10 protein-coding genes, 6 tRNA genes and 3 rRNA genes are annotated in these 22,460 nt (G+C 60.1%); all 19 read right to left on the bottom strand.

The window, feature by feature from the left end:
- Nucleotides 1-247: 247 nt before the first annotated feature.
- Nucleotides 248-4,513, bottom strand: coding sequence for a DNA-directed RNA polymerase subunit beta' (gene rpoC, locus bpln_RS01265; RefSeq protein WP_055137916.1), 4,266 nt, complete (start codon nucleotides 4,511-4,513; stop codon nucleotides 248-250).
- A gap of 21 nt (nucleotides 4,514-4,534) precedes the next feature.
- Nucleotides 4,535-8,644, bottom strand: a complete 4,110-nt coding sequence (gene rpoB, locus bpln_RS01260) for a DNA-directed RNA polymerase subunit beta (protein WP_055137915.1) — start codon at nucleotides 8,642-8,644, stop codon at nucleotides 4,535-4,537.
- 371 nt (nucleotides 8,645-9,015) lie between these two features.
- The gene (gene rplL / locus bpln_RS01255; protein ID WP_012734349.1) at nucleotides 9,016-9,390 is read right to left on the bottom strand and encodes a 50S ribosomal protein L7/L12; all 375 of its coding nucleotides are present in this window, start codon (nucleotides 9,388-9,390) and stop codon (nucleotides 9,016-9,018) included.
- Nucleotides 9,391-9,450: 60 nt separating this feature from the next.
- The gene (rplJ, locus tag bpln_RS01250) at nucleotides 9,451-9,948 is read right to left on the bottom strand and encodes a 50S ribosomal protein L10 (RefSeq protein WP_042623621.1); all 498 of its coding nucleotides are present in this window, start codon (nucleotides 9,946-9,948) and stop codon (nucleotides 9,451-9,453) included.
- Nucleotides 9,949-10,248: 300 nt separating this feature from the next.
- On the bottom strand, nucleotides 10,249-10,947 hold the full coding sequence (gene rplA, locus bpln_RS01245) for a 50S ribosomal protein L1 (RefSeq protein ID WP_042623620.1): 699 nt from the start codon (nucleotides 10,945-10,947) through the stop codon (nucleotides 10,249-10,251).
- Complete coding sequence (gene rplK / locus bpln_RS01240) at nucleotides 10,948-11,379, bottom strand: 50S ribosomal protein L11 (protein ID WP_012734346.1); 432 nt, start codon at nucleotides 11,377-11,379, stop codon at nucleotides 10,948-10,950.
- Nucleotides 11,380-11,522: 143 nt separating this feature from the next.
- Nucleotides 11,523-12,080, bottom strand: a complete 558-nt coding sequence (gene nusG / locus bpln_RS01235; protein ID WP_042623619.1) for a transcription termination/antitermination protein NusG — start codon at nucleotides 12,078-12,080, stop codon at nucleotides 11,523-11,525.
- 1 nt (nucleotide 12,081) lies between these two features.
- Nucleotides 12,082-12,462, bottom strand: coding sequence for a preprotein translocase subunit SecE (gene secE, locus bpln_RS01230; protein WP_012734344.1), 381 nt, complete (start codon nucleotides 12,460-12,462; stop codon nucleotides 12,082-12,084).
- Nucleotides 12,463-12,501: 39 nt separating this feature from the next.
- Nucleotides 12,502-12,577, bottom strand: a tRNA-Trp gene (locus bpln_RS01225).
- A 57-nt stretch (nucleotides 12,578-12,634) separates the two neighbouring features.
- The gene (gene tuf / locus bpln_RS01220; RefSeq protein ID WP_012734343.1) at nucleotides 12,635-13,825 is read right to left on the bottom strand and encodes an elongation factor Tu; all 1,191 of its coding nucleotides are present in this window, start codon (nucleotides 13,823-13,825) and stop codon (nucleotides 12,635-12,637) included.
- 63 nt (nucleotides 13,826-13,888) lie between these two features.
- Nucleotides 13,889-13,963 (bottom strand) — tRNA-Thr (locus bpln_RS01215).
- A gap of 26 nt (nucleotides 13,964-13,989) precedes the next feature.
- Nucleotides 13,990-14,063, bottom strand: a tRNA-Gly gene (locus bpln_RS01210).
- 38 nt (nucleotides 14,064-14,101) lie between these two features.
- Nucleotides 14,102-14,187 (bottom strand) — tRNA-Tyr (locus bpln_RS01205).
- A 1,133-nt stretch (nucleotides 14,188-15,320) separates the two neighbouring features.
- Nucleotides 15,321-15,434 (bottom strand): 5S ribosomal RNA (gene rrf / locus bpln_RS01200).
- 138 nt (nucleotides 15,435-15,572) lie between these two features.
- Nucleotides 15,573-18,452 (bottom strand): 23S ribosomal RNA (locus bpln_RS01195).
- Nucleotides 18,453-18,744: 292 nt separating this feature from the next.
- Nucleotides 18,745-18,820: transfer RNA gene (locus tag bpln_RS01190), tRNA-Ala, on the bottom strand.
- A 37-nt stretch (nucleotides 18,821-18,857) separates the two neighbouring features.
- Nucleotides 18,858-18,934: transfer RNA gene (locus bpln_RS01185), tRNA-Ile, on the bottom strand.
- A gap of 64 nt (nucleotides 18,935-18,998) precedes the next feature.
- Nucleotides 18,999-20,531: ribosomal RNA gene (locus tag bpln_RS01180) — 16S ribosomal RNA — on the bottom strand.
- The 16S, 23S and 5S rRNA genes sit together here with 2 tRNA genes alongside, the layout of an rRNA operon.
- 567 nt (nucleotides 20,532-21,098) lie before the next feature.
- On the bottom strand, nucleotides 21,099-22,388 hold the full coding sequence (locus bpln_RS01175; RefSeq protein WP_055137913.1) for an SGNH/GDSL hydrolase family protein: 1,290 nt from the start codon (nucleotides 22,386-22,388) through the stop codon (nucleotides 21,099-21,101).
- Between the last annotated feature and the right edge of the window lie 72 nt (nucleotides 22,389-22,460).

Here is a 22,460-nt window from a genome sequence, read left to right as displayed (position 1 = left end):
TCAGCCGCTGACCTTAGCATTCGCCCCATCTCGAAACAACGGAGCCTCGCGCGAAAACCCCACAACATTCATCATTTTCGAGATCGACGGCCGCCGCGATCGCACGACGAAATTTCATCGCGATCGCGCGCTCCCGCCGCCGGCGCAAGCAGCGAGACCGCGCCGGCGACGGACGAAAAAAAACCGCCCGGTCGAAACCGGGCGGTTCTTGAAGCACGGAGGCCGAAGCGGCTGGCGCCGCTCCCGCTTATTCCGCGCTCGGGTGCTGTTGCGATTCGACCGCGTCGGTCGGATCGGCGGCCGCCGGGGTTTCCGGAATGCCGAACTCGAACGCTTCTTCCTGTGCGATCTGGTCGAAACGCTCGCGATCCGAGACCTCCTTGTTCCGGCGCGCCTTGTGGAACGCCAGACCGGTACCGGCCGGGATCAGACGGCCGACGATCACGTTTTCCTTCAGGCCGCGCAGGTCGTCGCGCTTGCCCATGATCGCCGCTTCCGTCAGCACGCGCGTCGTTTCCTGGAACGATGCCGCCGAGATGAACGAATCCGTCGACAGCGATGCCTTCGTGATACCCAGCAGGATGTTCTCGTAGGTCGCCGGACGCTTGTCTTCCGCGATCATGCGATCGTTTTCGTCAAGCATGTCCGAACGCTCGACCTGCTCGCCCGGAATGAAGCGCGTGTCGCCGTTGTCGGTGATCTGAACCCGACGCAGCATCTGGCGAACGATCACCTCGATGTGCTTGTCGTTGATCTTCACGCCTTGCAGTCGGTACACGTCCTGCACTTCGTCGACGATGTAGCGCGACAGCGCCTCGATACCCTGCAGACGCAGGATGTCGTGCGGATCGGCCGGACCGTCCACGATCATTTCGCCCTTGTTGACGACCTGGGCGTCGTGGACCAGCACCTGCTTTTCCTTCGCGATCAGGAACTCGTGCTGGTTGCCCTCGAGATCCGTGATGACGAGACGCTGCTTGCCCTTCGTGTCCTTGCCGAACGAGGTCGTGCCGGTGACTTCCGCCAGAATGCCGGCGTCCTTCGGCGAACGCGCTTCGAACAGTTCGGCCACCCGCGGCAGACCGCCGGTAATGTCACGCGTCTTCTGCGCTTCGGTCGGAATCCGTGCCAGCACTTCACCGACCTGCACCTGCTGGCCGTCCTTCACGGTGATCAGCGCGCCGACCTGGAAGCCGATCTGCACCGAGTGCTCGGTGTTCGGGATCTTCACTTCCTCGCCGCTCGCGTCGAGCAGCTTCACCTGCGGACGCACGCTCTTCGAAGCCTGCGAACCGCGGCGCTTCACGTCGATCACGACGAGCGTCGAAAGGCCCGTCACGTCGTCGATCTGCTTGGCGACCGTCACGCCTTCCTCGACGTTCTCGAACTTCACCGTACCACCGTACTCGGTGATGATCGGGCGCGTCAGCGGATCCCACGTGGCCAGCTGAGTGCCGGCCTTGATGGTGTCGCCGTCGAGCTGCAGCAGCGTCGCGCCGTACGGGATCTTGTGACGTTCGCGCTCGCGGCCGATGTCGTCGGTGATCATCGCCTCGCCCGAGCGCGAGATGACGATCTGCTCGCCCTTCGCGTTCGTCACGTAGCGCATGGTCGCCGTGAAGCGCACCACGCCGTTGCTCTTCGCCTCGACCGACGAAGCAACCGCCGCACGCGATGCCGCGCCGCCGATGTGGAAGGTCCGCATCGTCAGCTGCGTGCCCGGCTCGCCGATCGACTGCGCCGCGATCACGCCGACCGCTTCGCCGACGTTCACGAGCGAGCCGCGGCCCAGGTCGCGGCCGTAGCAGGCCGCGCAGAGGCCGTAGCGCGTTTCGCAGGTGAGCGCCGTGCGCACGCGCACTTCGTCGATGCCGAGGCGTTCGATTTCCTCGACCGCCGTCTCGTCGAGCAGCGTGCCCGATTCGTACAGCGTTTCCTGCGTTTCCGGGTTGACGACGTCGGCCACCGCGACGCGGCCGAGAATCCGGTCGCGCAGCGCTTCGACCACTTCACCACCTTCGACCAGCGCCTTCATCGCCACGCCGTTCGAGGTGCCGCAATCGTCCTCGACCACCACCAGATCCTGCGTGACGTCGACCAGACGACGCGTCAGATAACCGGAGTTCGCCGTCTTCAGTGCCGTATCAGCCAGACCCTTACGTGCGCCGTGGGTCGAGATGAAGTACTGCAACACGTTCAGGCCTTCGCGGAAGTTCGCCGTGATCGGCGTCTCGATGATTGAGCCGTCCGGCTTCGCCATCAGGCCGCGCATCCCGGCCAGCTGACGGATCTGGACCGCGGAACCGCGCGCGCCCGAGTCGGCCATCATGTAGATCGAGTTGAACGATTCCTGGCGCGTCGCATTGCCGTCGCGGTCCGTCACCGGCTCCGTCGACAGCTGCTCCATCATCGCCTTGCCGACCGCTTCCGAGGTCGCCGACCAGATGTCGACCACGTTGTTGTAGCGTTCCTGCGCGGTGACGAGACCCGACATGTACTGGCGGTCGTACTCCTTCACCTTCTTCGCGGCGTCGCCGACGATCACTTCCTTCTGCGGCGGCACCAGCATGTCGTCGACGCAGATCGAGATGCCGGCGCGCGTCGCGAGCCGGAAGCCCGACTGCATCAGCTGGTCGGCGAACACGACGGTCGCGCGCAGGCCGCACTTGCGGAACGCGGTGTTGATCAGGCGCGAGATTTCCTTCTTCTTCAGCGGCTTGTTCAGCACCGAGAACGGCAGGCCGGCCGGCAGGATTTCCGACAGGATCGCGCGGCCGACGGTGGTCGCGTACAGCGAGATCTTCGGCACGAACTGCGGCGCGCCTTCCGACTTGTCCTCGTTGTGGACCATTTCGGTGATCCGCACGTTGACGCGCGAGGCCAACTCGACTTCCTTGTTCTCGTAGGCGCGCAGGACTTCCGACACGCCGGTGAACGACATGCCCTCGCCCTTGCCGTTGACGGCTTCGCGCGTGGCGTAGTACAAGCCCAGCACGATATCCTGGGACGGCACGATCGACGGATCGCCGTTGGCCGGGAACAGCACGTTGTTCGACGCCAGCATCAGCGTGCGCGCTTCCATCTGCGCTTCGAGCGACAGCGGCACGTGGACGGCCATCTGGTCACCGTCGAAGTCGGCGTTGAACGCCGCGCAGACGAGCGGATGCAGCTGGATCGCCTTGCCTTCGATCAGGACCGGCTCGAACGCCTGGATGCCGAGACGGTGCAGCGTCGGCGCACGGTTCAGCATCACCGGGTGCTCGCGGATCACCTCTTCGAGGATGTCCCACACCACAGGCGTCTGGTTCTCGACTTCCTTCTTCGCGGCCTTAATGGTCGTCGCGACGCCCATCACTTCCAGCTTGTTGAAGATGAACGGCTTGAACAGCTCGAGCGCCATCAGCTTCGGCAGGCCGCACTGGTGCAGCTTCAGCGTCGGGCCGACCACGATGACCGAACGGCCCGAGTAGTCGACGCGCTTGCCCAGCAGGTTCTGACGGAACCGGCCGCCCTTGCCCTTGATCATGTCGGCGAGCGACTTCAGCGGACGCTTGTTGGCGCCCGTCATCGCCTTGCCGCGACGACCGTTGTCGAGCAGCGAATCGACCGCTTCCTGCAGCATGCGCTTTTCGTTGCGCACGATGATCTCCGGCGCCTTCAGCTCGAGCAGACGCTTCAGACGGTTGTTCCGGTTGATCACGCGGCGATACAGGTCGTTCAGGTCCGAGGTCGCGAAACGGCCGCCGTCGAGCGGCACCAGCGGACGCAGTTCCGGCGGCAGCACCGGCAGCACTTCGAGGATCATCCACTCGGGCTTGATGCCGGAGCGCTGGAATGCCTCGAGGACCTTCAGGCGCTTCGCGTACTTCTTGATCTTCGCTTCCGAGCCGGTGTTCTTCAGCTCGGTGCGCAGCGTCTCGACCTGTTCGTCGATGTTGATCGCGCGCAGCAGCTCGCGCACGCCTTCCGCGCCCATCTCGGCGCGGAATTCGTCACCGTATTCCTCGACCTTGTTGTAGTAATCCTCCTCGGTCATGATCTGCCGCGCCTTCAGCGGCGTCATGCCCGGTTCGATCACCACGTAGGCTTCGAAGTACAGCACGCGTTCGATGTCGCGCAGCGTCATGTCGAGCACCATGCCCAGACGCGACGGCAGCGACTTCAGGAACCAGATGTGCGCGACGGGCGAGGCCAACTCGATGTGGCCCATGCGCTCGCGACGCACCTTGGCGAGCGTCACCTCGACGCCGCACTTCTCGCAGATCACGCCGCGGTGCTTGAGGCGCTTGTACTTGCCGCACAGGCACTCGTAATCCTTGATCGGCCCGAAGATCTTCGCGCAGAACAGACCATCCCGCTCCGGCTTGAAGGTGCGGTAGTTGATCGTTTCCGGCTTCTTGACCTCGCCGAACGACCACGAACGGATCTTGTCCGGCGAAGCCAGACCGATCTTGATCGCGTCGAAAACTTCTTCCTGTTGGACTTGCTTGAATAGATCGAGCAGAGCTTTCATTGCTTTCTCTCCGTAGTCCGATTAGTTGCGGTCGAGGTCGATGTCGATACCGAGCGAGCGGATTTCCTTCACCAACACGTTGAAGGATTCCGGCATGCCCGCGTCGATCACGTGGTCGCCCTTGACGAGGTTCTCGTACACCTTGGTCCGGCCGTTCACGTCGTCCGACTTCACCGTCAGCATTTCCTGCAGCACGTACGATGCGCCGTACGCTTCGAGCGCCCACACTTCCATTTCCCCGAAACGCTGGCCGCCGAACTGCGCCTTACCACCCAGCGGCTGCTGCGTGACGAGCGAGTACGGGCCGGTCGAACGCGCGTGCATCTTGTCGTCGACCAAGTGGTGCAGCTTCAGGTAGTGCATGTAGCCGACCGTCACGGTCCGCTCGAACGCCTCGCCGGTGCGGCCGTCGTACAGGCGAACCTGATTCTTCGACGGCGTCATGCCGAGCTGCTGCGCGATCTCGTCCGGGAACGCCAGATCGAGCATCTTCGACATTTCTTCCTCGGTCGCGCCGTCGAACACCGGCGTCGCGAACGGCACACCCTCGCGCAGGTTGCGCGCGAGTTCGAGGATCTCGTCGTCGCTGAAGCTGTCCAGGTCTTCCGCGCGACCCGACTCGTTGTAGATCTTGGTCAGGAACACGCGCAGTTCCTCGATCTTGGTCTGGCGCGCCAGCATTTCGCCGATCCGCCAGCCGAGACCCTTCGCGGCCCAGCCCAGATGCACTTCGAGCACCTGACCCACGTTCATCCGCGACGGCACGCCGAGCGGGTTCAGCACGACGTCGGCCGGACGGCCGTCGGCCATGTACGGCATGTCTTCGACCGGAACGATCTTCGACACCACGCCCTTGTTACCGTGGCGACCCGCCATCTTGTCGCCCGGCTGCAGGCGACGCTTGACCGCGAGGTACACCTTGACCATCTTCAGCACGCCCGGCGGCAGTTCATCGCCCTGCGTGAGCTTCTTGCGTTTCTCTTCGAACGCGAGGTCGAACTGGTGGCGCTTCTCTTCGATCGAGTTCTTGATCGCTTCGAGCTGGGCCGCCGCTTCCTCGTCGGCCAGACGGATGTCGAACCAGTGATAGTGGTCGAGATCCGACAGGTAGGCCTGGTCGATCTTGGTGCCCTTGGCGAGCTTCTTCGGACCGCCGTTGGCGACCTTGCCGTCGAGCATGCGCGCCAGACGCTGGAACGCGTCGCCTTCCACGATGCGCAGCTGATCGTTCAGGTCGAGGCGATAGCGCTTCAGTTCATCGTCGATGATCTGTTGCGCGCGCTTGTCACGCACGATGCCTTCGCGCGTGAACACCTGCACGTCGATCACCGTGCCGCTCATGCCCGACGGCACGCGCAGCGAGGTGTCCTTCACGTCCGAGGCCTTTTCGCCGAAGATCGCGCGCAACAGCTTCTCTTCCGGCGTCAGCTGGGTCTCGCCCTTCGGCGTGACCTTGCCGACCAGCACGTCGCCCGCTTCGACTTCGGCGCCGATGTAGACGATGCCCGATTCGTCGAGACGGCCGAGCTGGACTTCCGCCAGGTTCGAGATGTCGCGCGTGATTTCTTCCGGCCCGAGCTTCGTGTCGCGAGCGACCACGTTCAGCTCTTCGATGTGGATCGACGTGTAGCGATCGTCGGCCACCACCTTCTCCGAGATCAGGATCGAATCCTCGAAGTTGTAGCCGTTCCACGGCATGAACGCGATCAGCATGTTCTGGCCGAGCGCGAGCTCGCCCAGGTCCGTCGAGGCGCCGTCGGCCAGCACGTCGCCGCGCGAGACCTTGTCGCCCATCTTCACGATCGGACGCTGGTTGATGTTCGTGTTCTGGTTCGAACGCGTGTACTTGATCAGGTTGTAGATGTCGACGCCAACCTCACCGGCCACGGCTTCGTCATCGTTCACGCGAATCACGATACGGCCGGCGTCGACGTAGTCGACCACGCCGCCACGCTCAGCCTGCACCGTGGTGCCGGAGTCGACCGCGCAGGTGCGCTCGATGCCGGTACCGACGACCGGCTTTTCCGGACGCAGGCAAGGCACGGCCTGACGCTGCATGTTCGAGCCCATCAACGCGCGGTTCGCGTCATCGTGCTCGAGGAACGGGATCAGCGAGGCGGCCACCGAGACGATCTGCGACGGCGCCACGTCCATGTACTGGATGCGGTCCGGCGTGACCATCATGGTTTCGCCGGCTTCACGCGCCGACACCAGTTCGTCGGTCAGCTCGCCCGAGGCTTCGTCCACCGACGCGTTCGCCTGCGCGATCACGTAGCGGCCTTCCTCGATCGCCGACAGGTAGTCGATCTGGTCGGTCACCTTGCTGTCTGTGACCTTGCGGTACGGCGTCTCGAGGAAACCGTACTCGTTCAGGTGCGCGTACAGCGCCAGCGAGTTGATCAGGCCGATGTTCGGACCTTCCGGCGTCTCGATCGGGCACACGCGGCCATAGTGGGTCGGATGCACGTCGCGGACTTCGAAGCCCGCGCGCTCGCGCGTCAGACCGCCCGGCCCGAGTGCGGAAACGCGGCGCTTGTGCGTGATTTCCGACAGCGGGTTGGTCTGGTCCATGAACTGCGAGAGCTGCGACGAACCGAAGAACTCGCGGATCGCCGACGAAATCGGCTTCGAGTTGATCAGGTCGTGCGGCATCAGGTTTTCGCTCTCGGCCTGGCCGAGGCGTTCCTTCACCGCGCGCTCGACACGCACCAGGCCGGCACGGAACTGGTTCTCCGCCAGTTCGCCGACGCAACGCACGCGACGGTTGCCGAGGTGATCGATGTCGTCCACTTCGCCCTTGCCGTTGCGCAGCTCGACGAGGATCTTGATGGTGGCGAGGATGTCGTCGTCCTGCAGCGTCATCGGGCCGACGATCTCGTCACGGCTCACGCGGCGGTTGAACTTCATGCGGCCGACCTTCGACAGGTCGTAGGCGTCTTCGCTGTAGAACAGGCGGTTGAACAGCGCCTCGACGGCTTCTTCCGTCGGCGGCTCGCCCGGACGCATCATGCGGTAGATCGCGATGCGCGCGGCCGTCTTGTCGGCCGTTTCGTCGACGCGCAGCGTCGAGGAGATGTACGGCCCCTGGTCCAGATCGTTCGTGTAGATCGTCTGGATGTCCTTGATCTTCGCCTCGCGCAGCTTGTCGAGTACGCTTTCCGTGACCTCGTCGTTCGCGTTCGCGATCACTTCGCCGGTGTCGCCGTCCACGACGTTCTTCGCCAGCACGCGGCCGAGCAGATAGTCTTCCGGCACCGAGATGAACTTCGTCTTCGCGGCCTCGAGATCGCGGATGTGCTTCGCGTTGATGCGCTTGTCCTTCTGGACAATGACCTTGCCATCACGATCGGTGATGTCGAAGCGCGCGACTTCGCCACGCAGACGCTCGGGCACGAATTCCATCTGTGCGCCTTCGTCCATCAGCGTGAAGTTGTCGAACACGAAGAAGTTCGCGAGGATCTGTTCCGGCGTCAGGCCGATGGCCTTCAGCAGGATCGTGACCGGCATCTTGCGGCGACGGTCGACGCGGAAGTACAGCACGTCCTTCGGATCGAATTCGAAGTCGAGCCACGAACCGCGGTAGGGGATGATCCGTGCCGAGAACAGCAGCTTGCCGGAGCTGTGCGTCTTGCCCTTGTCGTGCTCGAAGAACACGCCCGGCGAACGGTGGAGCTGCGACACGATCACGCGCTCGGTACCATTGATGACGAACGAGCCGGTCGGCGTCATGAGCGGAATTTCGCCCATGTACACTTCCTGCTCCTTCACTTCCTTGACGACCGGCTTGCTCGGCGATTCCTTGTCGAGCAGCACCAGGCGCACCTTGGCGCGCAGGGCGGAGCAATAGGTGAGGCCTCGCTGCTGGCATTCCTTGATGTTGAATGCCGGCGACGACAACGCATAGCTCACGAATTCGAGGCGAGCAAAACCGTTGTGCGAGACGATCGGGAACACGGAGGTGAAGGCGGCTTGCAAGCCTTCGGACTTACGTTGCGCTGCCGACACTTCAGCTTGCAGAAACGTGCTGAATGATTCAAGCTGAGTGGCTAGCAGGAAAGGAACTTGGTGAACGATGGAGCGCTTCGCGAAACTCTTGCGAATACGCTTCTTCTCGGTGAAGGAATATTGCATACGATCTCCGAATCACGACGGGCGCTATCGAGGCGGGATACCTGGACGTGTCAAACCCGAGTGTTCACCGACTGAGACTCGATGGCCGTGCGGCGGCTCGAGCCGAGAAGCTTGGTGGTTGGCCGCTACCAACCGCTGGCTGACGGCAGCGGATGCCTGTGTTGCCCGCTACCCGACCAAACTTGCCTTCTGCAGTCGCTTCAGAAGACAAAGAGAATCGCCTGTCGCCGTTACCACACCGCGGGGCGTTTTTCTTTGGCTTCTGGGGCCCTCCATCTTGACACGTTTATTGAGTGTCAAAACAGCGTCCCCACAAAGCACAAAAAGGCCGGCGGTATAAAACCGCCAGCCTTCGCGCAGACTGTCGAACCTTACTTGATTTCGACCTTCGCGCCAGCTTCTTCCAGCTTCTTCTTCGCTTCTTCCGAAGCAGCCTTGTCCACGCCTTCCTTGACGGGCTTCGGTGCGCCGTCGACGAGGTCCTTCGCTTCCTTCAGGCCCAGGCCCGTCAGTTCGCGAACGGCCTTGATGACGGAAACCTTGTTGGCGCCGACTTCAGCCAGGATGACCGAGAACTCGGTCTTCTCTTCGACTGCAGCAGCTGCGCCGCCGCCTGCCGGGCCAGCGACTGCCACTGCAGCTGCCGACACGCCGAACTTCTCTTCGAACGCCTTGACCAGCTCGTTCAGTTCCAGAACAGTCATGCCTTCGACTGCTGCCAGGATGTCTTCTTTTGCGATTGCCATGTGAAATACTCCTAAATTGAATGCGGGTACAGCCAGCGATCTGTGACGCGAATGCCGACGTTATGCAGCTTCGGCCTGCTTCTTCTCGGCCAGCGCAGCCAGAGCGCGCGCAAAGCCGGAAACAGGCGACTGCATGACGAACAGCAGCTTCGAGAGCAGTTCTTCGCGGCTCGGGATGGTGGCCAGCGCTTGCACGCCTGCCTTGTCCATCACCTTGCCATCGAACGCACCAGCCTTGATGATCAGCTTGTCATTGCTCTTCGCGAAGTCGTTCACCACCTTGGCGGCGGCAATCGCATCTTCGGAGATGCCATAGATCAGCGGGCCAGTCATCTGCTCTGCCAGCGAAGCAAACGGCGTGCCTTCGACGGCGCGACGCGCCAGCGTATTCTTCAACACGCGAAGGTACACCTGCTTTTCACGCGCTTGCGCGCGCAGCTTGGTCAGATCGCCAACCGCAATTCCACGATACTCAGCCAGCACAACGGTCTGGGCCTTCGCGACTTGCGCGGAAACCTCAGCGACGACGGCTTGCTTGTCTTCTCTATTAAGCGGCACGGTTAGCCTCCAGAAACGATACGATCGGCGGGTGCCTTTCGTACCTCGTTCAACAACGGCGTCCGAGTCGTCAGGAGTATTTCCGCCGCCGGTCCGGATCGCTCCGCACCACCGGCTTCACCACTTCAAAACTTGTTCGGGTTCGCCATCTGCGTTGGCCTGTATTAAGGGATAGCCTGCCTGATGCCTCCCACCAACGGTCTTTGATAACCGGTTGCCTTGCGCTTGCGCGCCGGGCAACCGCCCAAAGCCCAGGTTGGGCTGCCTCACCACCAGGGTGAAGCGGCCCGAATGCTTCGCTTACTGCGCCGCGAGCGAGGTCTGGTCGACGCGAACGCCGACGCCCATCGTGCTCGACAGGGCGATCTTGCGCAGGTAAACACCCTTGCTCGTCGCCGGCTTCGACTTCTGCAGCGCTTCGATCAGCGCGGCCAGGTTCGAACGCAGTGCAGCCGATTCGAACGATGCACGGCCGATGGTCGCGTGGATGATACCGGCCTTGTCGACGCGGTACTGCACCTGACCTGCCTTCGCGTTCTTGACCGCGGTCGCGACGTCCGGCGTGACCGTGCCGACCTTCGGATTCGGCATCAGGCCGCGCGGGCCGAGGATCTGACCCAGCGTACCGACGACGCGCATCGTATCCGGCGAGGCGATCACGATGTCGAAATCCATCTGACCGGCCTTGATCTGCTCGGCCAGGTCTTCCATACCGACGATTTCCGCACCGGCGGCACGTGCCTGCTCGGCCTTCTCGCCCTGTGCGAACACGGCGACGCGGACCGACTTGCCGGTACCTGCCGGCAGCACGACCGAACCACGGACCACTTGGTCCGACTTCTTCGCGTCGATGCCGAGCTGAACCGACACGTCGATCGATTCGTTGAACTTCGCGCTCGCGCATTCCTTCACGAGTGCCAGTGCGTCTTCGATCGCGTACAGCTTCTGACGATCGACCTTAGCGGCAAATGCCTGACGACGCTTCGAGATCTTGGCCATTTACACGCCCTCCACGGTGATGCCCATCGAGCGAGCGCTGCCCGCGATGGTACGAACTGCCGCGTCCAGATCCGCCGCCGTGAGGTCAGGCATCTTGGTCTTCGCGATTTCTTCAGCTTGCGCGCGGGTGATCGAGCCGACCTTGTCGGTATGCGGCTTGGCCGAACCCTTGTCCACCTTGGCCGCCTTCTTGATCAGGACGGTCGCCGGCGGCGTCTTCATCACGAACGTGAAGCTCTTGTCCGCGAATGCCGTGATGACCACCGGCACCGGCAGGCCCGGCTCCATGCCCTGGGTCTGCGCGTTGAACGCCTTGCAGAACTCCATGATGTTCAGGCCGCGCTGGCCCAGTGCCGGACCGACCGGCGGCGACGGATTGGCTTTACCTGCAGGGATCTGCAGCTTGATAAAGCCGATAATCTTCTTTGCCATTTGAAAACCTCGTTGGAACGCCAGGCAGGCGTTCGATGAGTGATAACGCGCGTTCGCCGGCTCCGGCTACTGACGCTCCTCAACGGTCGATGATGCGGACCGTAAGCGCAATGATGGGCAGCGCGAGGGCTGCCCATCAAAACTCAGACCTTCTCGACCTGGCCGAACTCGAGTTCGACCGGTGTAGCGCGCCCGAAAATGGTGACGGACACACGCACCCTCGATTTCTCGTAATTGACTTCTTCGACAGTGCCGTTGAAATCGGTAAAAGGACCTTCCTTCACCCGAACCATCTCGCCTACATCGAACAGGGTCTTCGGGCGCGGCTTCTCCACGCCTTCCTGCATCTGCGACATGATCTTTTCGACTTCCCGCGGGGAAATCGGGCTCGGGCGATTGCGTGCGCCGCCGACGAAACCGGTAACCTTCGCGGTGTTCTTCACGAGGTGCCACGTTTCGTCCGTCATTTCCATCTCGACCAGCACGTAGCCGGGGAAGAAACGGCGTTCAGTCACGGCCTTGTGACCACCCCGGACTTCGACGACCTCTTCGGTCGGCACCAGGATCTGGCCAAACTTGTCTTGCATGCCGGCACGCTCGATGCGCTCTTGAAGCGCGCGCTGCACGCTCTTCTCCATCCCGGAGTAGGCGTGCACGACGTACCAACGTTTTCCGCTCGGAGATGCCGGAGTATCGCTCATATCATTTCCAACCCAGAATCGCCGAGAAAATCACCCATTCGATCGACTTGTCGCTAAGCCAAAGAAAGAGTGCCATGACCAGCACAAACCCGAACACGACCAGCGTGGTTTGCGTGGCTTCCTTGCGCGTCGGCCAGACGACCTTGCGCACTTCCCGGTAAGAATCCTTTGCAAAGGCGATGAAGCTCTTGCCCGGAAGCGACATCAGGGCGACGGCCACACCGGCGATCACCCCGACTGCCAGCGCAGCGCCGCGGATGTACCACTCCTTGCCGCCAAGCAAGAAGAAGCCCGCAAATCCGGCCAAGACCAGCAATACGCCCAGGCCCAGCATCAGCTTATCGCCGGAGGTATTTACAGTTTCGACGGATGGATTCGCCATAACACCTTAAAACAAATGCCACGTCTGAACGTGGCGATTTGGCAGGGGCAGAGGGAATCGAACCCCCAACCTTCGGTTTTGGAGACCGACGCTCTGCCAGTTGAGCTATACCCCTGTACCAATGGGACTGGACAACTCCAGCCCCAAAACTGTCGATCCGGGACTAACTGGCTTAGTCGAGGATCTTGGCGACGACGCCGGCGCCGACGGTGCGGCCGCCTTCGCGGATCGCGAAGCGCAGACCTTCTTCCATCGCGATCGGAGCGATCAGCTTCACCGTGATCGACACGTTGTCGCCCGGCATGACCATTTCCTTGTCCTTCGGCAGCTCGATCGAACCCGTCACGTCCGTCGTACGGAAGTAGAACTGCGGACGGTAGTTGTTGAAGAACGGCGTGTGGCGGCCACCTTCATCCTTGCTCAGCACGTACACCTCAGCCGTGAAGTGCGTGTGCGGCTTGATCGAGCCCGGCTTCGCCAGAACCTGACCACGCTCCACTTCTTCACGCTTCGTGCCGCGCAGCAGGATACCAACGTTGTCGCCAGCCTGGCCTTGATCCAGCAGCTTGCGGAACATTTCCACGCCCGTGCAGGTCGTCTTCACCGTCGGCTTGATACCGACGATTTCGATTTCCTCGCCAACCTTCACGATGCCGCGCTCGACACGACCCGTCACCACCGTGCCGCGACCCGAGATCGAGAACACGTCTTCCACCGGCATCAGGAACGTACCGTCCACCGCGCGCTCCGGCGTCGGGATGTACGAGTCCAGCGCGTCGGCCAGGTTCATGATCGCCGTCTCGCCCAGCTCGCCCTTGTCGCCTTCCAGCGCCAGCTTCGCCGAACCCTTGATGATCGGGGTGTCGTCGCCCGGGAAGTCGTACTTCGACAGCAGCTCGCGAACTTCCATCTCGACCAGCTCGAGCAGTTCAGCGTCGTCCACCATGTCGCACTTGTTCAGGAACACGATGATGTACGGAACGCCAACCTGACGCGCCAGCAGAATGTGCTCACGCGTTTGCGGCATCGGGCCGTCGGCTGCCGAGCAGACCAGGATCGCGCCGTCCATCTGCGCGGCACCCGTGATCATGTTCTTCACGTAGTCGGCGTGGCCCGGGCAATCGACGTGTGCGTAGTGGCGGTTCGCCGTTTCGTACTCGATGTGCGCAGTGTTGATCGTGATGCCGCGTGCCTTTTCTTCCGGCGCCGCGTCGATTTCGTCGTACTTCTTCGCTTCGCCGCCGAACTTCGACGACAGAACCGTTGCGATCGCCGCCGTCAGCGTCGTCTTGCCGTGGTCAACGTGACCGATCGTGCCGACGTTGACGTGCGGCTTGGTCCGCTCAAATTTTTCCTTGGCCATTTTCAACTCCCGTAAGGAATTTCACATGTTGCGCCGTGCGCAAACAGACACTGACTAACCTGATGGTGCCCATGGGCAGGATCGAACTGCCGACCTCTCCCTTACCAAGGGAGTGCTCTACCACTGAGCCACATGGGCGAAACAAGTACTTACTGCGCAGAACGTGGAGCGGGTGAAGGGAATCGAACCCTCGTCGTAAGCTTGGAAGGCTTCTGCTCTACCATTGAGCTACACCCGCGCGGGCCGCTTTACGATCCCTTACCGCTCTGCATGTTTTGGTGGAGGAGGTTGGATTCGAACCAACGTAGGCGTAAGCCAACAGATTTACAGTCTGCCCCCTTTAGCCACTCGGGCACCCCTCCGCAGAGAACTGACGATTATGGCGGCATGCCTACTTCGTGTCAAGCACCCCGCGAAGATTTCTATCATCTCGCGGCGGCGCACTGCTTGGCATACGCTACAGGCCAGCCCACCCGACGTTCGTGAATCGGCACCCTGTAAAAGCGCCGCGTTCCGCCAGACTACTGGCCGCACGGAAAACTGCATCCGTCCAGACCGTCCTTCCGACCGCCGGGCAAGTTCACCGGAAAATCGGGAGACGTGAATCATAAGGGGTCGCGACGATTAAGCCAATAGAAAAACCGCTTTTTTTTAACTTTTTTTGATTGTCGGCTCGTCGAACCGAGGGAGCCACGATGCGCGGACGGGAGGGAGTTCGTCGGAAGCGTGTGGTTAAGGGAAATTGTAGCGCGATTCGAAGCTGTTCCGGGGTGGTCGGACCGAGGAGTGGGAAAGTACCGGTGACGACCTGGCGGCCGCCTCGCTCTCGCTTGGAGGAGACCCTGCAGCGATTTGCTCGGCGCACGTTTGTCGAAGGATTTCATCAGCGCGGATGCGACATCACACGACCTGGCGTCTCGGTCGATGCCTTCCAGGGAGGATGAGCGATCCGAAGCTTCGAGCTCGCGCTTGATTGCCGCGAAGCGGTGGATGGGAAATGTTGTTTCGCCATTCGATGCGCTACGCATCGGGCTCGTGCCCTCGCGATCGCGAACCCGAATCTGCGCGTTGCTGAATGACGGCCGGCATGAGTAGTTCGCGAGATCCAGCCATGGGGAAAGCCAGCTGGCTCATCAATGTGCCTGAGAGAGCGGATAGCGGCTCCATTATCAGCCGGTAGCGGGGGGCCACGATCCGCCCCTGCTCGAAGCAGCTATGCCGCCCGCAATCGTCCTCTGAGGAACCATGCCTCACCTCGGCCACCATCACACGCCTTTAACGGCTCTTCCAAGAGCCTCATGACATGCCACTTGCGGTGCATGGGCATCTCGAACAAACGAGCACTCCGATGAAAGTCGGGCTTCAAACGTAGTTCGGAGATCGCCACCTGGAGCCACGCGACAAGCTAGATGTGGGGTGCCGAAAGGCGCGGCGTTTCCGTCCTGGAAAAGACAAAACCCCCACTGCGCGGGCAGCGGGGGTTTCGAAGGAGGAAGCCTGACGATTACCTACTTTCACACGGGCAATCCGCACTATCATCGGCGTAGAGTCGTTTCACGGTCCTGTTCGGGATGGGAAGGGGTGGGACCGACTCGCTATGGTCATCAGGCTAAGAGGGTTGTCGCGTCGCGTGTGTCGCGCCACGACCAATCTGGAAGAAGTAGTTTGGGTTGTGCTTGTACGGCACGGCATGTCAAGAATCCAACCGCTGCGCACCAGCAAGACTGGTGCAAAACAGACCGGTTATAGGATCAAGCCTTACGGGCAATTAGTATCAGTTAGCTGAACGCATTACTGCGCTTACACACCTGACCTATCAACGTCCTGGTCTCGAACGACCCTTCAAGGGGATCAAGTCCCCGGGGATATCTCATCTTAAGGCGAGTTTCCCGCTTAGATGCTTTCAGCGGTTATCTCTTCCGAACATAGCTACCCGGCGATGCCACTGGCGTGACAACCGGTACACCAGAGGTTCGTCCACTCCGGTCCTCTCGTACTAGGAGCAGCCCCCTTCAAATATCCAACGCCCACGGCAGATAGGGACCAAACTGTCTCACGACGTTTTAAACCCAGCTCACGTACCTCTTTAAATGGCGAACAGCCATACCCTTGGGACCGGCTACAGCCCCAGGATGAGATGAGCCGACATCGAGGTGCCAAACACCGCCGTCGATATGAACTCTTGGGCGGTATCAGCCTGTTATCCCCAGAGTACCTTTTATCCGTTGAGCGATGGCCCTTCCATACAGAACCACCGGATCACTATGACCTGCTTTCGCACCTGCTCGACTTGTCGGTCTCGCAGTTAAGCACGCTTATGCCATTGCACTATCAGCACGATTTCCGACCGTACCTAGCGTACCTTCGTACTCCTCCGTTACACTTTGGGAGGAGACCGCCCCAGTCAAACTGCCTACCATGCACTGTCCCCGACCCGGATCACGGGCCAAGGTTAGAACCTCAAACAAACCAGGGTGGTATTTCAAGGACGGCTCCACCGAAACTAGCGTTCCGGTTTCATAGCCTCCCACCTATCCTACACAGATCGGTTCAAAGTCCAATGCAAAGCTACAGTAAAGGTTCATGGGGTCTTTCCGTCTAGCCGCGGGGAGATTGCATCATCACAAACACTTCAACTTCGCTGAGTCTCGGGAGGAGACAGTGTGGCCATCGTTACGCCATTCGTGCAGGTCGGAACTTACCCGACAAGGAATTTCGCTACCTTAGGACCGTTATAGTTACGGCCGCCGTTTACCGGGACTTCAATCAAGAGCTTGCACCCCATCATTTAATCTTCCGGCACCGGGCAGGCGTCACACCCTATACGTCCACTTTCGTGTTTGCAGAGTGCTGTGTTTTTATTAAACAGTCGCAGCCACCAGTTTATTGCAACCCCTTCACCCTTCTGGCGCAGGCCAGTCAAGCTACAGGGGCGTACCTTATCCCGAAGTTACGGTACCAATTTGCCGAGTTCCTTCTCCCGAGTTCTCTCAAGCGCCTTAGAATACTCATCTCGCCCACCTGTGTCGGTTTGCGGTACGGTCACTGTTAAACTGAAGCTTAGAGGCTTTTCTTGGAACCACTTCCGATTGCTTCGCTTCCGAAGAAGCTCGCGCCACATCCTTGAATTCCGCGCCCGGATTTGCCTAAGCGCCTTCTCCAATGCAGCGACCGGGACTTCCAACACCCGGACAACCTTCCGCGATCCGTCCCCCCATCGCATTTAACAATGGTGCAGGAATATTGACCTGCTTCCCATCAGCTACGCATTTCTGCCTCGCCTTAGGGGCCGACTCACCCTACGCCGATGAACGTTGCGTAGGAAACCTTGGGCTTACGGCGAGGGGGCCTTTCACCCCCTTTATCGCTACTCATGTCAGCATTCGCACTTCCGATACCTCCAGCACACTTTACAATGCACCTTCGCAGGCTTACGGAACGCTCTCCTACCATGCACATAAATGTGCATCCGCAGCTTCGGTATATAGCTTAGCCCCGTTACATCTTCCGCGCAGGACGACTCGATCAGTGAGCTATTACGCTTTCTTTAAAGGGTGGCTGCTTCTAAGCCAACCTCCTGACTGTTTTAGCCTTCCCACTTCGTTTCCCACTTAGCTATATTTGGGGACCTTAGCTGGCGGTCTGGGTTGTTTCCCTCTTGACACCGGACGTTAGCACCCGATGTCTGTCTCCCGTGATTGCACTCTTCGGTATTCGGAGTTTGCTATGGCGGGGTAATCTGCAATAGACCCCCCAACCATGACAGTGCTCTACCCCCGAAGGTGAGACACGAGGCACTACCTAAATAGTTTTCGGAGAGAACCAGCTATTTCCAAGTTTGTTTAGCCTTTCACCCCTATCCACAGCTCATCCCCTAACTTTTCAACGTTAGTGGGTTCGGACCTCCAGTACGTGTTACCGCACCTTCATCCTGGCCATGGATAGATCACTTGGTTTCGGGTCTACGCCCAGCAACTGAACGCCCTATTCGGACTCGCTTTCGCTACGCCTGCCCTATTCGGTTAAGCTTGCTACTGAACGTAAGTCGCTGACCCATTATACAAAAGGTACGCCGTCACCCCTTACGAGGCTCCGACTGTTTGTATGCATGCGGTTTCAGGATCTATTTCACTCCCCTCCCGGGGTTCTTTTCACCTTTCCCTCACGGTACTGGTTCACTATCGGTCGATCACGAGTATTTAGCCTTGGAGGATGGTCCCCCCATCTTCAGACAGGATTTCACGTGTCCCGCCCTACTTGTCGTACACCTAGTTCTTTCATACTGTTTTCGCCTACAGGGCTATCACCTGCTATGGCCGCACTTTCCAGAGCGTTCGGCTAACAATACAAATAAAGAGTACAGGCTCTTCCCATTTCGCTCGCCACTACTTTGGGAATCTCGGTTGATTTCTTTTCCTGCGGTTACTTAGATGTTTCAGTTCACCGCGTTCGCTTCACATGACCTATGTATTCAGTCATGGATACTCCAAAAGGAGTGGGTTTCCCCATTCGGACATCTACGGATCAAAGCTCGTTTGCCAGCTCCCCGTAGCTTTTCGCAGGCTACCGCGTCCTTCATCGCCTGTGATCGCCAAGGCATCCACCACATGCACTTGTTCGCTTGACCCTATAACGGGTCTGTCTTCTCGACAGCCGTTACAGGTTGAGTTCTCGCATTTGTGCCGTATTCCAATTGAGCCGAACATTTAAGTTCGAATCTTCTTGAGATACATCGATACAATCACAACCCGGATAGTTTCCACGCCCATCTCAAATAAGCGCTTCCGCTATCCAAATTACTACTTCTTCTAGATTGTTAAAGAACGACAGCCGATAAGTGCAACTTCTGACTTATCCTCTGACTGGCTCAATCGCCAATGACAAAAACTCAGTATGACTGAACGTTTGTCATTGAAGATTGGTGGAGGCAGACGGGATCGAACCGACGACCCCCTGCTTGCAAAGCAGGTGCTCTCCCAGCTGAGCTATGCCCCCATGTACAGAGACGTCTCAGGTTTCCGTGTCAGACAATTGGTGGGTCTGGTTGGATTCGAACCAACGACCCCCGCCTTATCAAGACGGTGCTCTAACCGACTGAGCTACAGACCCCTGAGTCTGTCTTGATCAACAGCCGATAAGCGTGAACGCTCAATGTATGCGGTATTAGCTCGAGAAAGGAGGTGATCCAGCCGCACCTTCCGATACGGCTACCTTGTTACGACTTCACCCCAGTCATGAATCCTACCGTGGTGACCGTCCTCCTTGCGGTTAGACTAGCCACTTCTGGTAAAACCCACTCCCATGGTGTGACGGGCGGTGTGTACAAGACCCGGGAACGTATTCACCGCGGCATGCTGATCCGCGATTACTAGCGATTCCAGCTTCATGCACTCGAGTTGCAGAGTGCAATCCGGACTACGATCGGTTTTCTGGGATTAGCTCCCCCTCGCGGGTTGGCGACCCTCTGTTCCGACCATTGTATGACGTGTGAAGCCCTACCCATAAGGGCCATGAGGACTTGACGTCATCCCCACCTTCCTCCGGTTTGTCACCGGCAGTCTCCTTAGAGTGCTCTTGCGTAGCAACTAAGGACAAGGGTTGCGCTCGTTGCGGGACTTAACCCAACATCTCACGACACGAGCTGACGACAGCCATGCAGCACCTGTGTATCGGTTCTCTTTCGAGCACTCCCAAATCTCTTCGGGATTCCGACCATGTCAAGGGTAGGTAAGGTTTTTCGCGTTGCATCGAATTAATCCACATCATCCACCGCTTGTGCGGGTCCCCGTCAATTCCTTTGAGTTTTAATCTTGCGACCGTACTCCCCAGGCGGTCAACTTCACGCGTTAGCTACGTTACTAAGGAAATGAATCCCCAACAACTAGTTGACATCGTTTAGGGCGTGGACTACCAGGGTATCTAATCCTGTTTGCTCCCCACGCTTTCGTGCATGAGCGTCAGTATTGGCCCAGGGGGCTGCCTTCGCCATCGGTATTCCTCCACATCTCTACGCATTTCACTGCTACACGTGGAATTCTACCCCCCTCTGCCATACTCTAGCTTGCCAGTCACCAATGCAGTTCCCAGGTTGAGCCCGGGGATTTCACATCGGTCTTAACAAACCGCCTGCGCACGCTTTACGCCCAGTAATTCCGATTAACGCTCGCACCCTACGTATTACCGCGGCTGCTGGCACGTAGTTAGCCGGTGCTTATTCTTCCGGTACCGTCATCCCCGAAGGATATTAGCCCTCAGGATTTCTTTCCGGACAAAAGTGCTTTACAACCCGAAGGCCTTCTTCACACACGCGGCATTGCTGGATCAGGCTTTCGCCCATTGTCCAAAATTCCCCACTGCTGCCTCCCGTAGGAGTCTGGGCCGTGTCTCAGTCCCAGTGTGGCTGGTCGTCCTCTCAGACCAGCTACTGATCGTCGCCTTGGTAGGCCTTTACCCCACCAACTAGCTAATCAGCCATCGGCCAACCCTATAGCGCGAGGTCCAAAGATCCCCCGCTTTCATCCGTAGATCGTATGCGGTATTAATCCGGCTTTCGCCGGGCTATCCCCCACTACAGGACATGTTCCGATGTATTACTCACCCGTTCGCCACTCGCCACCAGGTGCAAGCACCCGTGCTGCCGTTCGACTTGCATGTGTAAGGCATGCCGCCAGCGTTCAATCTGAGCCAGGATCAAACTCTTCAGTTCAATTCCTGTTACTGTTTTCGGTTCCGTTAAGAACCGGTCGCTCACTCAAAGCTGACAGGTTATGAATTGCTTCACAAACCTGACTTACTTTTGTGTGAGACTCTTGATACTTTTGCTGACCTGATCCAAAGATCAGGACCGCGTCGATCAAGCGTCCACACTTATCGGCTGTTAATTTTTAAAGAGCATTTCCGCTGAACCGACCGGACTTTCTGGCCTTCCCAGCAGCGCTGCGTTGTCAGCAGCAGAGAAGCGAGATTATGATCAACGTTTCGCAGCGCGTCAACTACTTTTTTCACGCTGCGATCAACCTGCTTTGTTGATCATTTACCTCCGGCAACACCAACACGCGGCCAACATTCGGCGCTGCGTTCGTCCTGCCTGGCTTCCCCTTCCGCGCCGCGTTTCCGTTAGCGCGAAAGAGGCGTGATTCTAAGCAGCCCGAGCCCATCACGCAAGCCATTTTTAAGAAAATCGTTAAAAAATTTCGGGCGCCATCGCGACGCCCGATTTTTCATCCCCGCAGCGTTCCTTCACGCCCGCTCGCGCCGGCGTTTCCCCCAACCATTAGTATCGCTTCGCGGCAGCCACCAACCGCTCGATCGGCACGGCGTCGGCCATCGCCGCGTAGCCGGCGTCGCTCGGGTGAACGCCGTCGCCGCTGTCATAACGGCGCTGCAGCACCTGCGGGCGCGCCGGATCGCGCAGGGCGGCGTCGAAATCGATGACGCCGTCGAATGCGCCCGAGGTCCGGATCCAGTTGTTCACCTCGATGCGAATCGCCTCGCGCTCCGGCGGCAGCGACGCCGGCGTCAGCGTGGCGCCGAACAGGGCGATCCGGTGAGCGTGCGCGCTTGCGATCAGGCGTCGATACCCGTCGATCAGCATCCGCGCATCGACACGCGTGTGCGGCGTGTCGCAGTCGAGCCCGGCATGCGGCGGCATCGCGGCGAAATTGATGTCATTGATGCCGATCAGCAGCACCGCCGCCTTCACGCCCGAGCGTGCCAGCACGTCGCGATCGAAGCGCCGCTCGAGCGCGACGCCATAGCATGCCGAATCGCTGAGCAATCGATTGCCGCTGATGCCGAGGTTAACCACGCTCCAGGCTCGCTCGCCCGCCGCGTCGAGCCGGCGATCGAGCCCGTCGGTCCAGCGGCGGTTGTGATTGAGGCTCGAACGCAGGCCGTCGGTGATCGAATCGCCGACCGCCGCGATCGTGCCGGCCGCGGCCGCGCCCCCCTCTACTGCCAGTTCGCTCACCCAGGCCGATTGCGTGAAGCGGCTCCGGAACGCGTCGCCGTCGGCGTCAGCACTGTGGTCGCCGGGTACCGACACGTAATTGACCTGATTCGCCACGCGGTGCCAGGCCGTCATCTTCTGCTCGCCGCGCACAAACAGGCTGATCGCATAGGGCGCGCCCGCCTCGACCGGCAGCGCGACCGGATCGCTGTCGCGCTCCTCGCCGGCGGGCACCACCAGCTCGCGCCGCCCGCCGAACGTGACGAGCGCCGCGTCGCCAGGCTGCACGGCGGCACCCGCCGCCGACCGGGCGATCCGCACGGCGCCGAGCGACAGCGGCGTGCGGCCGTAGGCGTTGCTGATCCGCAGCCGCACGCGCGTGCCGCCGACGCTCGGATAGACGATCTGGCGAAGCGTGCGGTCCGTGACCTCGGGCGCTTTATATAGAGGCGGCGGCGACGCGAGCGCCGGAATCGGCTGCAGGGCGCTCGCCCATGCCGCCACCCAGTGCGGCGCGCCGCCGGGGCTGGCGGCGTCGCTGGCCGCGAGCGCCGCGCCGGACAGGCACAAGGCAAGACATCCGGCCCAGGCCGGCAAACAACGACGAAAACTCATGATTCGATAGCGCACGACGGGAAAGATACCGATTGTGCCCGATATCCACGCCACGCCGCGGTCGCCCGAAGC

It is taken from the genome of Burkholderia plantarii, from assembly GCF_001411805.1.
GTDB classification, from domain to species: Bacteria; Pseudomonadota; Gammaproteobacteria; order Burkholderiales; family Burkholderiaceae; genus Burkholderia; species Burkholderia plantarii.
The sequence above is the reverse complement of the archived record's forward strand: the minus strand, read 5'-3'. Positions and strand labels throughout refer to the sequence as shown.